This window comes from Streptomyces sp. NPDC001393, assembly GCF_053597455.1.
In genome coordinates, this window is record NZ_JBSFIH010000024.1 from 71,829 (window position 1) to 83,664 (window position 11,836).

Sequence of the window (11,836 nt, forward strand, 5' to 3'; positions counted from 1 at the left end):
GCCCGACGGAACGGGGGTGGACCGGTGGACCGGTGCGGTCCACCGGTCCACCTCGTGCGGATCAGCTGACGTTGAGCGCGGTGTCGTCCACGACGAACGACGTCTGGTACTGGGAGCCCTCGGTGCCGGTGAACTTCAGGGTGACGGTCTGCCCGGCGTAGCTGCTGAGGTTGAAGCTGCGCTGGGTGTAGCCGGAGGCGGCGTTGAGGTTCGAGTACGTCGCCAGGGTGCCGAGGACCGTGCCGGAGCTGTTCAGCACCTGCACCTTGAGGGTGTCGTAGGCCGTGCTGGTCGAGGTCTCGGCCGTGTCGATGTGCAGGTAGAAGCTGAGGGTCGCCGTCGAGCAGCCGGACGGGATGGTCACCGACTGGGAGAGGGTGTCGGTGGTGGCGGTGCCGTAGCCGTCGAGCCAGGCGTAGTACGAGCCCGAATGAGCGGACTCACCGGACGAGTTGGTGATGACCCCGCTGGAGGCGCTCCAGGTGGTGTTGCCGGACTCGAAGCCGTTGTTGCCGAGGAGCTGGGCCGCGGTGCAGGTGCCGGTGCCGCCACCGCCGCCACCGCCTCCCCCGCCGCTGCTGGTGCCCGAACCGGCCAGCCAGGCGGTGGCGTTGAGGGCAAGGGCGGCGTTGGTGGCGCTGGAGTCGTTCCAGCCGTCGTACAGGGTGTTGCCGGGCTGGCCGGTGCCGTCGTCGATCGGGGAGCTGTCGCCCCAGTAGGCGACGCGACCGCTGCCGAAGGCGCTGGTGAGGAAGAAGGCGCCGGTGTTGCCGGAGTAACCGGTCCGGTAGAGCAGGCCCTTGACGGAGGAGTTGTCGGCGGGCTTGAGGGTGGCGGTGGTGCCGTTGGCGATGAGGCTCTTGGTGACCGTGCCGAAGGAGCCGTGCAGCACCGGGTCGGTGCTGTCGTTGATCGCCGCCGGGTGGTCGGAGCTGATGTTGAGCGAGTCGATCGAGAAGCCGAACGGGTCGGTGGAGTCGACGCTGTTGTTGGTCATCAGATCGTTGAGGATCTGGACCGAGTCGTAGCCGTCGTTGTTGCGGTCCGAGCCGGTGTGGTCGGAGATCATGAACAGACCGCCGCCGTTCTTCACGAAGTTCATGATCGCCGTCTTCTCGGCGCTCGTGAACAGCGTGTTCGGCTCCGGCAGGACCAGCGTGTCGAAGTTCGACAGGTCGGTCGAGGACGAGCCGCCGTAGCTGAGGCTGGAGCCCGACGGCAGCGTCTTCAGGCTGTAGTCGCCGGTCTTCTGCAGCGCCACGCCCCAGGAGGACAGGGCGCCGGTCCAGTCCGTCTCGGCGGACGGGGAGGAGTTCTCGCCGAGGGGGTCGGGCTGGCTGGTCGAGATGATCCAGTCGGCGTTGCCGGCCGTCTCGGCGTGGGCGTTGTCGAACAGGATGCGGTGTGTGGTCGCCGCGTGGGCGGCGGTGCCGCTGCCGACCTGGACGGCGGCTCCGGTGAGGAGCAGCCCGAAACCGGCCAGGGCGGTGGTGAGTCTGCGGCGGGATCTCCTGGATCCAAGCATCCGGCGAACCTCCATGAGGGTGGGGAGAGGCGGTGCGGGCGCCAAATCTGCGCGCGTAGAGCCGGGTTGAGGGTTCTACACGCGTCGAGTGGTTGAAAGGTACATGGCATGAAGGCCGGATGAACAGAAAGTCCCGGCAATAACCGGAACGGACTGCCTCCGCTGCGCCTGGTCGTCCTCGGACGCCGGCACATAGGCATCCCGTGGACCACCGGCCGCGATCGGCATCGCGACGCTGGACCGGTCTCGCGTGCGTCGCTGACGCATGGTCAGCTCCCGTACAGATACGGCGTCGTGGTGCTCAGCGCATGGAAGCCGAGGCGCTTCAGGATCGGTCGGCTCATGGGGGAGGCGTCGACCTGGAAGTAGCGGTAGCCGTGGGCGGCGGCGACGCGGGCGCGGTGGGCGACCAGGGCGCGGTAGACACCCCGGCCCCGCCAGGCCTCGACGGTGCCGCCGCCCCACAGCCCGGCGAACCGGGTCCCGGGGACCAGCTCCATCCGGGCGGCGCTCACGGGTTCGTCCCCGGCCAGCGCGACCACGGCAACGACCGTGCCGGGGTCGGCGGCCAGCCGGTCGAGCAGCCGGTGCCGCAACCGGCTGCCGTCGGTGCCGAAGACCTTCTCATGGACGTCCACGACGAGGTCGACGCCGGCCGGGTCGGTGGCCTGTACGAGGCGGACGCCCTCGGGAGGTTCGGCGTCCACGGCGAGCCGGCCGGCCTCGCCGATCATCAGGGTCTCCTCGGGTTCGGCCCGGAACCCGGCGGCGAGGAGCCGGGCGCCGAGGTCGTCCGGCCGGTCGTGGCCGTAGAGCTTCCACTCGAAGTCGCGGCCGAGGCCGGTGAAGTACGCAATCTGGTCCCGGATCTCCCGGTCCGCGCCCGCCGCGTCCAGACCGGACCAGAGCACCCCGTTCCATCCCTGCGCGTCCGCGACCTGACGCACCACCGCGCCGGCCCGTTCGATCCGGGCGCCGGGTCCGTCGGGAGCCGCGTTCTCGCGCACGTCACGGTCGTAGAGGGCGAGCACCGCCGAGTGATCCATGCCCCGACTCGACCATGCCGGACCCGCCCGGGGCAACGGAATTGGCCCTCACGGCGGTCGATGTGCCCCTGGAGCAGGGCTGCCGTCCCGGGGGTCAGGCACTCGGCGGGCGGGTGCAGTTCGCCCGGTCACGGCCGCGCGCTGCCGGCACCGGCGACGGTCGCGGCGGCCCGCCGCCACGCCTTCCCGGGCCGGCGGCACGGCGTCGTTCCGCGGGGGAACGCGCCGGTCGAGCCGTTGCCGTGAGCTGCGCCGTGCGGTTCGGAAGCGTCCCGAAGAGCACGGGCAACCGTCGGCGGTGCCGTTTCCGGGCGCAACGCCCCTGACCGTCAGCCCAGTTCGAGGGTGGTGACGCCGAACACGCGGTGCTGAGCGTGCTCCCGGACCGGCCCGGTGTACATGCGGGCGGTCTCGAACGAGGCCTGGAATCCGGCATCTTCGGCGAGCGCGACACCGGCCGCGTTCGGCTCGGGCACGTCGATGGCGACCTCGCGTCCCGCGGCCTCGGCCGTCAGGGCGTCGAACAGGGCGCGGGCGTCGTCGGCGGTGTCGGCGAAGAGGGGGCCGATGCGGAGGGTGTCGTGGCCGGGGCGGAGCACTCCGTAGCCGGTGAGGCGGGCGCCGTCATGGCGGACGAAGGCCCGGTGTCCGGGGCCGGTGAGCCACTCGGCGAGGAAGCGCGGACGGTCGGCGGGGTAGCAGGCGCTGTCGTAGGCGGTGATGGCCGCGAGGTCGGCGGGCGCGGCCGGACGGACGCCCGCCGGGGTGTCGCGCTGCGGGGCCGTACCCGTGAACCGGACGGTGCGGTAGGCGAGTTCGAACCCGGACTGGCGGTAGTTGTCCTGCTGGGCGACGACGCCGTCCAGGCCGACCGTGCGGTTGCCGGCGTGGGCGAGAGCGGTCTTCCAGGTGGTCAGGCCGTGGCCGTGGCCGCGCAGGTCGGGGCGGACCAGGTAGCAGCCCAGGAAGGCGTACTCCGGGCCGTAGTTGACCACGGAGATGGCCGAAACCGGCTCCCCGTCGATACGGCCGAGGAAGAACCCGTCGGGGTCCTGTGCGAAGAACGCGGCCCCGTCGGACAGTCCGGGATTCCAGCCCTCCGCCGCCGCCCATCCGGCGATCACCGGCCAGTCGGCGCGGGTGGCCTGGGTGACGACGAGGTCGTGGGGGGCCGGAGAGGTCATCGAGGTGCTCCATTTCCGTCGGGACCGGACTTCTGTGCCGCATCCTTCCGGATCAACGGGGGCCGCGCCACGGGGAGACCGGCCGTTGCGGGCCGTGTTCCCCGGCCGTCCAGGGCACGCGGCAGCCAAGGCGCCGTCGCGACGACGAAGACCCCGAAGAGGGTGATGGGCAACAGGCCCACCGCACGCAGCAGCCCCGCCGGATCCTCCCTCAGCCAGGGCCAGTTGACGTACCAGTTGGCGAGGACGTCCAGCAGCATCACGACACCCGCCAGCCGGATACCCACGGGCCGCAACCGCAGCGCCAGCACGGCGACCAGGGGATCGAGGACGGCCAGAGCGACGAGGAACACCTGCAGCGGGAGCGGGGCGAAGGCGGCGTAGGGAGCCCGCGACCGCGCCACGTCGCACGCGAACGGGACCCCACCGGGCCGGCGACCGGTGGGGCCCGTGAAGGGGAGGGTCAGCCGGTGCGGCCGGTGCGGAAACGGCGGTACAGGACCGTGCCCGTGAGGAGGAGCGCGGCGCTGCCGGCGACGGCGGGAGCCGTGACGTCCGTGCCGGTGTGGGCCAGCGCGGAGGTCGTCGGGCGTGGCGTTCGGGGCTGGTGCTGCACGGGCGCCGTGTGCCTCGGGGCCGGGCCGTGCGGGTGGCGAGGGGTGCGGGGCTGTTCGCCGGGGCCGTTGACCGACCGGTTGTCGTGGGCCGGGTTGCCCACCCCGACCACGTCGACGCTGTTGCCGCTGACGTTCACCGGCAGGTCGACGGGGAGCTGGACGTCGTTGCCGGAGAGCACGCCGGGCGAGTCCTGCGTGCTGCCGTGCGCGGCGGCCCCGGCGGACGGCGACGAACCGGCCTTGCCGGCGTCGCGGTTCGCGCAGGCGTTGCCCGCGGCCGGATTGAGCAGCCCCACCACGTCCACGGTGTTGCCGCACACGTTCACCGGCACGTGCACCGGGAGCTGGATGTCGTTGCCGGAGACCAGCCCGGGCGAACCGGCCGCGGAGCCGTCGGCTGCGGCGCCACCGGCCGCGAAGGCGGCGGACACCGGCAGCGCCACGGCCATCGCACCGGAGGCGGCGACGACGGCGATCACACCGTTACGGGTAGCCCGTCTCATAGGTTCCCTGCCTTCCAGACTTCGTCGCGGGCACTCACCCGCACCCCAGAAAACGCAGGCGAACCTTCCGAGTTATGGCTTATCGGTCTTTCACCCCGTCGAGTGACACTGTTATCGAACCTCATGTAAAGACGCTCAATGATCGATAACGGGCATGGAGGGCGCGCAGGATACGGCACCGGGCGCCGCCCCGCCCGCCGACGGGCGGGCCGTCCGGGGCCCGCTTATGGTGATCCGAGGGCGCCGTCCCCGGTTCGCGACAGGCGTCCCGGGAGGCGACGATGCTGGCCAAGCTGTCCACACGGCCCGGCGTGCGGCACTGTGCGGGTACCGGAGTCCTCGCCCTGGCGCTGCTCGGCGCCGGGCTGCCCGCGGCCGACCGGCCGCAGCCCGACCTGTCCCGCTTCTACCGGCAGAAGGTGACCTGGGCGGCCTGCAAGGACCCGGACATGCCGAAGGACCTCCAGTGCGGGAAGGTCACCGTCCCGCTCGACTACGCCCGGCCCCGCGCCGGCACGCTCGACGTCGCCCTCGCCCGCTACCGGGCCACCGGGCAGAAGCAGGGCTCGGTGCTGCTGAACTTCGGCGGCCCCGGCGGTGCCGGCATTCCCGGACTCGCCACCGGCGGCAAGGAGTTCATGGACCTGACCAATGGCTACGACGTGGTCACCTTCGACCCGCGCGGCGTCGGCCGCTCCTCCCCCGTCAGCTGCGGCGAGGGCAGCGACGACGCCTCGTCCGCGATGGAGGACGAGACCGGCCTCGACCATCCGCAGGCGCTGCTCGCGAAGTTGCGCAGGGCCGCCGGTCAGTGCGCCCGGCACTCCGGCCCGGTACTGCCCCACATCGGCACCGTGAACGCCTCCCGCGACCTGGACGTCATCCGCCAGGCCCTCGGCGACAAGAAGCTCAACTACCTCGGTTTCTCCTATGGAACGCGGCTCGGTGCGGTGTACGCGGCGCTGTTCCCGCACACGGTCGGCCGGGTCGCCCTCGACGGCGTGGACACCCTGACCGAGCCGCTGTCCGAGCAGGGGGTGGCCGCCGCAGAGGGGCAGCAGACCGCGCTGGACGATTTCCTGGACTGGTGTACGACGGACGTCGCCTGTCCGTTCGGCCAGGACCGGCGTGCGGCCGGCGACCAGGTGGTGCGGCTGGTGCACTCGCTCGACGCGAACCCGGCCCCGACGGACTTCGGCGGCTCCTTCTCCGGGCAGAAACTGGTCGGCGCCATCGGTCAGGCCCTCTACAGCAAGCAGCTGTGGCCCTCCCTGGAGCGCGCCCTGGCCTCGCTGGTCCAGGACGGCGACACCCGGGGCGTGCTGAACTTCGCCACCAGCGGCTCCGGTCTGCCGCCCGGCGGCCACGGCAACGGCGGTCTGGTCGACCCGCAGGACGTGCCGGCGGACAACCTCGAGGCCGCGCTGATGGCGATCAACTGCGCCGACGACCCCGACCGGCCCGGCGCCGCGCAGATCACCAAGGACCTGAAGAACCTGCGGGCCGAGTACGAGCAGGCCTCGCCGGTCTTCGGCCGCTACCGGCTCACCGAGCTGCTCATGTGCTACGGCCGCCCCAAGGGCACCGACTTCATACGCGAGCGGGTGAAGAACGTCGACTCGGCGAGGATGCTGCTCGTGGGCACGCGCGGGGACCCGGCGACGCCGTACCGGTGGACGGTGGAGACGGCCGAGCGGCTGGGCCCGTCGGCGGTGGTACTCGACAACAAGGGCGACGGCCACACCGGCTACTCCTCCTCCACGTGCGTGCACCAGAAGATCGACGACTTCCTGCTCTACGGCTCCCTGCCGCCCAGCGGCAGCTCCTGCCCGGCGGACGGCAACGACTGGAGCGCCACCACGAACGCCACCAACGGGTGACAGGGGTGTGCCGGCGGGTGAAAGCCCCCGCCTCCGGCACAACGCAGGGGGCATCGCCATGCGCATCCGCGCCGCCGTCGCCGCACCCGCCGCCTCGGCCGCCACGGCGGCCCTGCTGCTGAGCGCGCCGCAGGGCCGGGCCGCCACGGCGGACCCACGCCCGGCCCGTCCGCCGCGCCGAGAAGTCGCTGACGGTCGGGGCGAAGGCCGTGCCCGGCGCCGAGACCGTGCTGCGGGTCGGCGTCACCAACCGCGGCGCCCGGGCGTGCGTCGTCGACCGGGCGCCCACGGTGACCTTCGGCGACCTCGACGGCGCTGCGCTGCCGATGCCGGAGGGCGCCACCGGCGGCTACCGGCTCGCGGCCGGCCGGAGCGCCTACGCCGACGTCCGTACCGTCGGCGACCCGGCGGACCCCGAGGCCCGCCGGGTGGACACCGTGACCATGGACGCCGCGGCCGACCGGTGGGGCTGCTCCTTCACCGCGGCGCAGCTCGGCACCGGACAGCACGTCCTGGTGTGAGAGCCGGTGACGACGTGGGGCAGCGCACACGGGCGGCCGCGGACCGGGCCATCGGCCTCGGCTGAGCATCACCCTGGGCACGGCCACCGCCGTCGGCCGAAATGACCTCGACCCAGCCGCCCGCGCCGGCCGGGCCCGCCTCGGGCGGGTGCCCATCCACCCCAGCCGCGATCCTCTGGGCCCGAGGCGACATTCCGCCTCAGCCGGGATCACCTCAGACACGCCACCATCCACCTCAGCCGACGACCACACCGGGCCACCACGGCCAGCCACCCCAGGACCCCCTCAAGCCGCCACGGCCAGCCACCTCAGCCAGGATCCCCTCGGGCCCGCGTGGCCGGGCGCCTCAGGCGGTGGTCAGCTCGGGTGCGTAGATCTCCAGCCACCGGGCGAGGTCCAGGGCGCGTTCCAGGCCTCGTCGGGCCGCCTGGGTGCTGACCGGTGCCTCGCGCTCGGCGGCCTGGCGCAGCCGGTCGCGGTCGACCAGGTCGAAGACCTGGTGCGAGGGCCGGGAGAGCAGCTCCTTGGCCTGCTCCTGGAGCGCGCGGGCGTACCGCGGGTCCTGCGTGGACGGGTACGGGCTCTTGACCCGCTCGTAGACCGACCGCGGCAGGACGTCCGCCGCCGCCTCGCGCAGCAGGCTCTTCTCCCGGCCGTCGAAGGACTTCAGCGCCCACGGGGCGTTGTATACGTACTCGACGAGCCGGTGGTCGCAGAACGGCACCCGGACCTCCAGGCCCACAGCCATGCTCATCCGGTCCTTGCGGTCGAGCAGGGCGCGCACGAAGCGGGTCAGGTGCAGATGGCTCATCCGCCGCATGCGGTACTCGAAGTCGCTCTCGCCGTCGAGCCGTTGGATGCCGGCGACGGCCGTGCGGTAGCCGTCGGCGACGTAACTCTCCAGGTCCAGGGACTTGGTGAAGTCGGCGCGCAGTACGTCGGCGTCCTCGCCGAAGTGGCGCTGGAAACTGGCCAGCCAGGGGAAGGTGTCGGCGCGGCGGGCCTCCTCGTCGAAGAACTGCAGATAGCCGCCGAAGACCTCGTCGGCGGACTCCCCGGACAGGGCCACCGTGGACTTCTCGCGGATGGCGCGGAAGAGCAGCAGCAGCGAGGTGTCCATGTCGCCGAAGCCGGCCGGCAGATCGCGGGCACGGATCACCTGCTCGCGCACGGCAGGGTCGGCGAGGGACTGCGCGTCGAGCACGATGTCCTGGTGGTCCGTGCGCGCGAGTTCGGCCACGTCGTGCACGAACGGCGTGTCGGGGGTACCGCGCAGTTCGTCGGCGACGAAGTTGTCGGTCTGGCCGACGAAGTCGACGGAGAAGCTGCGCACCTTCTCGCCCTGCTCGCCGAGTTGCCGGGCGGCGATCGCGGTCATCGCGGAGGAGTCGAGGCCGCCGGAGAGCAGGGTGCAGCGCGGGACGTCCGCGACCAGCTGGCGGCGCACGATGTCGTCGAGCAGCGAGCGCACGGTCGCGATGGTGGTGTCGCGGTCGTCGGTGTGCGGACGGGTCTCGAGGCGCCAGTAGACGCGGGTGGACAGGCCGGAGCGGTCGACGGTGACGACCGTGCCGGGTTCCACCTCGCGCATGCCGTCCCAGATCGCGTGTCCGGGCGTCTTGATCAGGACGAACAGTTCCCGCAGGCCGTCCAGCGTCACCCGGGGGCGGACCAGCGGGTTGGCGAGGATCGCCTTGGGCTCGGAGCCGAACAGGACGCCGTCGGAGGTGGGGTGGTAGTAGAACGGCTTGATGCCCATGCGGTCGCGGATCATCACGAGCTTGTCGTGGCGGCCGTCCCAGACCGCGAACGCGTACATGCCGTTGAGCCGTTCGGCGACCGCGTCGCCCCATTCGAGGTAGCCGTGCAGGACGACCTCGGTGTCGGAGTCGGTGGTGAACCGGTGGCCGCGGTCCGTCAGTTCCCGGCGCAGTTCGGTGAAGTTGTACGCCTCCCCGGAGTACACCATGGCGACGGTTCCCTCCGGGGTCGCCACGGACATCGGCTGACGGCCGCCGGGGAGGTCGATGATCGCGAGCCGGCGATGGCCCAGGGCGGCCGGGCCCTCGGCCCAGACGCCGCGGTCGTCCGGGCCGCGGCAGGCCATCGTCTCGGTCATCGCATGCAATGTCGTGGCCTCGGCGGTCAGGTCACGGTCGAAGGAGACCCATCCGGTGATGCCGCACATGCGCTGCCTCCTGCCTCCGGCTCGCGTCGAGAGCAAACCAGTTGTATCGAGCACCTATATGACGAGCCTCCGTCAGGTGTTCGACGCGGTCAACGCGGGCGTCACACGAATGACCCACACTCCCCCATTGTTTCGGCCGGGTTTTGCCTTCGTTAAATCCCCGGATCGCGGGGACTGTGGGCCGACAGCGCAGGGAACCGGCCAAGGGCAAAAACTTCACCAAGCGCACTCGCGCGCGACTGCTTCGCGGCCAGAAAGTCACCCCTTCACGGCCAGAAACGATGCGAGCGCCTCGGTCAGCTCGGCCGGCTTCTCCAGCGGCACTTCATGGCCCGCGTCGAGGATGCGGACGACCGCGTCCGGGTAGGCCTTGGCCATCCGCAGCATCTGCCGCACCGGCAGCTGGAGGTCGTGGTAGCCGTGCACCATCAGCGTGGGCGTGCGGATCTCCCCGGCCCGGTCGAGGACGTCGAAGGCGCGCATCGCGCCGTACAGCGTCATCACGACCTCGCGCGGGGTCGCGGCGGAGGCACGGATGTGCGCGCGGATCTCCTCGCGCGGATAGCCGGGCGCGAAGGCGCGCTGGATGTTGGCGGCGATGAACAGCCGGTACGGCACCAGCGTGGAGACGGCCATCAGCAGGCCCCGGCCACGGCTGTACGTCATCCGGCCGATGGAGCCCACCAGCGCCATCCGCTCCACCCGCTCGGGGTGGGTCAGGGCGATGGTCTGCGCGATCATCCCGCCCATCGAGTGGCCGACCAGCACGAACCGTTCGACCTGAAGGTGGTCGAGGAGGGCCAGGACGTCCCGCGCCAGCTCGGCGATCGTGCCCACCCCGGCCCCGGTGCTCTCCCCGTGCCCGCGCAGGTCCAGCCGGATCACCCGGCGTCTTGTCGCGAAGTGCGCGATCTGGTGGTCCCAGCGGTGCCGGTTCGCGGTCCAGCCGTGGACGAACACCAGGGGCACCTCCGGCGCGTCACGGGGGCCCTCGTCGTCGTACGTGAGGGCCGCTCCGTCGACTTCGAGCTGCGGCATGTCAGGCCTCCTGCGGGGTGCTGCGATCCGGTTACTGGCCGGTACGCTATCCCTCCGCGGGGCGCCCCGTCACCGGTTCCCACGGGGGAATTCGCTGCGGTGACCGGGCCCGGAACACCCCGAATGCCGTACGCGTGAATCCGCCCTATCGTGCTGTCATGGAGCACGCACTGAGTCCCGCAACGCTGGCCGAACTGCGGCGCCCGCGCCCTTACCCCGCAGTGTCCGTGCTGACCCCGACGCACCGCCGGGAACCGGACAACGAGCAGGATCCCGTCCGGCTGCGCAACGTCGTCACCGAGGCACGCAAACGCCTGGAGTCCGACCCCGCCGTCACCCGTGAACGGCGCAACGACGTCGTGGCCCAGCTCGACCGGGCGCTGGCGGAGGTGGACCTGGCACATGCCGAGGACGGCCTGGTGATCTTCGCCGCTCCGGGCGAGCACCAGGTCTGGTCCCTGGCCCGCACCGTCCCCGAGCGGGTGGTGCTCTCGGACACCTTCCTCACCCGCAACCTGGTCGCCGCGCACGCCTCCGAACGGCCCTTCTGGGCACTGTCGGTCTCCGCGGACCGCGTCACCCTGTGGAGCGGCGGCGAGGGCCGTGTCGTGGCGGAGGAGTCCGGCGGTTTCCCGCTGGAGCGCCGGCCGGAGAACTTCGACGCGGAGCGTCAGATGCAGATCGGCGACCAGCCGAGCGCCTTCCGCGACGAGGGCACGCGCCATTTCCTGCGCGAGGCGGACACCGTCATGGCCGCGCTCCTGCGCGCCCAGCCCCGGCCGCTGTACATCACCGGCGAGCAGGCAGCGCTGTCCCTGCTGGAGGAGGTCGGCATCGCGGCCAAGGAGGCCACCCTGGTCCCGCACGGCGGCCTTGCCCACGCCGGTCCCGAGGCCGTGTGGCAGGCGCTGCGGCCGGTGCTGGAGGACGAGGCCCGCAAGGACACCGCGTCCGTGATCCGGGAGCTGACCTCGGCGCGCGGCCACAAGACCTACGCGGCCGGTCTGGACGAGCTGTGGCAGAGCGCCCGCGACGGCCGGGTCCGGCTGCTCGCCGTGGAGGAGAACTTCCGGGCGACCGTCAACGACCTCGGCGGGCATCTGGTGCCGGCCGAAGCCGGCGACCTGGACGCCCGCGAGGACATCGTGGACGAGATCGTCGAGCAGTGCCTGGAGACCGGCGCCGAGGTCCGCTTCGTGCCCGACGGCACGCTGGGCGACGCCAACGGGATCGCGGGCGTACTCCGGTACTGAGGTACTGAGCCGCCCCTGGGCGGCTCCCCCGGCGGCGCTCCCTGCCCGGCGTACGCTACGGCGTGATCGTCGGCGTGAGGG

General features: G+C 72.0%; 10 protein-coding genes. 3 read left to right on the top strand and 7 right to left on the bottom strand.

The annotated features are described in order from the left end of the window. Positions 1 to 61 precede the first annotated feature (61 nt). The 5 genes from ACWC2T_RS24840 to ACWC2T_RS24860 form a co-directional block, all read right to left on the bottom strand. Positions 62 to 1,525 carry a hydrolase gene (locus ACWC2T_RS24840; protein ID WP_450672551.1) on the bottom strand — a complete coding sequence of 488 codons (1,464 nt, stop codon included), beginning with the start codon at positions 1,523 to 1,525 and terminating at the stop codon, positions 62 to 64. Positions 1,526 to 1,794: 269 nt separating this feature from the next. Then, positions 1,795 to 2,571, bottom strand: a complete 777-nt coding sequence (locus ACWC2T_RS24845; protein ID WP_450672552.1) for a GNAT family N-acetyltransferase — start codon at positions 2,569 to 2,571, stop codon at positions 1,795 to 1,797. A gap of 329 nt (positions 2,572 to 2,900) precedes the next feature. After that, positions 2,901 to 3,755 carry a GNAT family N-acetyltransferase gene (locus ACWC2T_RS24850; RefSeq protein WP_450672553.1) on the bottom strand — a complete coding sequence of 285 codons (855 nt, stop codon included), beginning with the start codon at positions 3,753 to 3,755 and terminating at the stop codon, positions 2,901 to 2,903. Then, positions 3,752 to 4,159 (bottom strand): hypothetical protein, encoded by a 408-nt coding sequence (locus ACWC2T_RS24855; RefSeq protein ID WP_450672554.1) that lies wholly within the window; start codon positions 4,157 to 4,159, stop codon positions 3,752 to 3,754. Before ACWC2T_RS24855 ends, ACWC2T_RS24850 begins: the two co-directional genes overlap by 4 nt. Positions 4,160 to 4,218: 59 nt before the next feature. Then, a complete protein-coding gene (locus ACWC2T_RS24860; RefSeq protein ID WP_450672555.1) occupies positions 4,219 to 4,875 on the bottom strand; it encodes a chaplin in 657 nt (218 codons plus the stop codon). 281 nt (positions 4,876 to 5,156) lie between these two features. On the opposite strand from ACWC2T_RS24860, the gene ACWC2T_RS24865 reads away from it, so the two are divergent. Continuing rightward, on the top strand, positions 5,157 to 6,755 hold the full coding sequence (locus ACWC2T_RS24865; RefSeq protein ID WP_450672556.1) for an alpha/beta hydrolase: 1,599 nt from the start codon (positions 5,157 to 5,159) through the stop codon (positions 6,753 to 6,755). Between the two features lie 209 nt (positions 6,756 to 6,964). Beyond that, positions 6,965 to 7,276 carry a DUF4232 domain-containing protein gene (locus tag ACWC2T_RS24870; protein WP_450672557.1) on the top strand — a complete coding sequence of 104 codons (312 nt, stop codon included), beginning with the start codon at positions 6,965 to 6,967 and terminating at the stop codon, positions 7,274 to 7,276. A gap of 346 nt (positions 7,277 to 7,622) precedes the next feature. Here ACWC2T_RS24870 and asnB read toward each other — a convergent pair whose 3' ends face one another. Both asnB and ACWC2T_RS24880 read right to left on the bottom strand, forming a co-directional pair. Then, positions 7,623 to 9,464 (bottom strand): asparagine synthase (glutamine-hydrolyzing), encoded by a 1,842-nt coding sequence (gene asnB, locus ACWC2T_RS24875; protein WP_450672558.1) that lies wholly within the window; start codon positions 9,462 to 9,464, stop codon positions 7,623 to 7,625. Positions 9,465 to 9,722: 258 nt separating this feature from the next. Further along, a complete protein-coding gene (locus ACWC2T_RS24880; RefSeq protein WP_450672559.1) occupies positions 9,723 to 10,502 on the bottom strand; it encodes an alpha/beta fold hydrolase in 780 nt (259 codons plus the stop codon). A gap of 158 nt (positions 10,503 to 10,660) precedes the next feature. On the opposite strand from ACWC2T_RS24880, the gene ACWC2T_RS24885 reads away from it, so the two are divergent. Then, complete coding sequence (locus ACWC2T_RS24885; protein ID WP_450672560.1) at positions 10,661 to 11,755, top strand: baeRF3 domain-containing protein; 1,095 nt, start codon at positions 10,661 to 10,663, stop codon at positions 11,753 to 11,755. Positions 11,756 to 11,836: the final 81 nt, after the last annotated feature.

Excerpts from the sequence above, each read along its gene's own strand:
- ACWC2T_RS24880 (WP_450672559.1), bottom strand. The coding sequence starts at position 10,502 with ATGCCGCAGCTCGAAGTCGACGGAGCGGCCCTCACGTACGACGACGAG.
- ACWC2T_RS24845 (WP_450672552.1), bottom strand. The coding sequence starts at position 2,571 with ATGGATCACTCGGCGGTGCTCGCCCTCTACGACCGTGACGTGCGCGAG.
- ACWC2T_RS24850 (WP_450672553.1), bottom strand. The coding sequence starts at position 3,755 with ATGACCTCTCCGGCCCCCCACGACCTCGTCGTCACCCAGGCCACCCGC.
- ACWC2T_RS24860 (WP_450672555.1), bottom strand. The coding sequence starts at position 4,875 with ATGAGACGGGCTACCCGTAACGGTGTGATCGCCGTCGTCGCCGCCTCC.
- ACWC2T_RS24840 (WP_450672551.1), bottom strand. The coding sequence starts at position 1,525 with ATGCTTGGATCCAGGAGATCCCGCCGCAGACTCACCACCGCCCTGGCC.
- ACWC2T_RS24885 (WP_450672560.1), top strand. The coding sequence starts at position 10,661 with ATGGAGCACGCACTGAGTCCCGCAACGCTGGCCGAACTGCGGCGCCCG.
- asnB (WP_450672558.1), bottom strand. The coding sequence starts at position 9,464 with ATGTGCGGCATCACCGGATGGGTCTCCTTCGACCGTGACCTGACCGCC.
- ACWC2T_RS24865 (WP_450672556.1), top strand. The coding sequence starts at position 5,157 with ATGCTGGCCAAGCTGTCCACACGGCCCGGCGTGCGGCACTGTGCGGGT.